Genomic DNA, 383 nt, shown 5'->3' with positions numbered 1-383 from the left:
AGAAGTTATCAATGAATTATATAATCACAGAAAAAACATGATTCRTCTAAAGACTAAATCAAAGGATGAATTAAATAGGTATTCAGAAGTTTTCAGTGAGATGTTAAGCTTTGATTTGTTTAAAGCAATAAGCGCAACAATAAATGTTTTTAATAGTATTGAGAAAGATTTCGTTGAGATAGAGGAAGAATGAAGAAAAGCCAGCATACAACAACTAAGCGTTCGTGTGGCAGGTACTGCCCAACATGAACGGTAGGTTGACGTAACCGCGGATTTGGGGACGAAAACCACATCGTCGTTTGATTACGGGACGAAAACAACAGGCAGTTTCGATTACGGCACCAAATCGACGAATAACACGGGGGCTCATGCTCACAGTCTGA

1 protein-coding gene is annotated in these 383 nt (G+C 38.5%); it reads left to right on the top strand.

From position 1 onward, the window contains the following. Window positions 1-193: hypothetical protein (locus tag DLK05_RS17755; protein WP_209319976.1), on the top strand; the 193-nt coding region annotated here is incomplete at its 5' end. Between the last annotated feature and the right edge of the window lie 190 nt (window positions 194-383).

The organism is Ancylomarina longa (genome assembly GCF_003996985.1).
GTDB lineage: Bacteria > Bacteroidota > Bacteroidia > Bacteroidales > Marinifilaceae > Ancylomarina_A > Ancylomarina_A longa.
The sequence above is the reverse complement of the archived record's forward strand: the minus strand, read 5'-3'. Positions and strand labels throughout refer to the sequence as shown.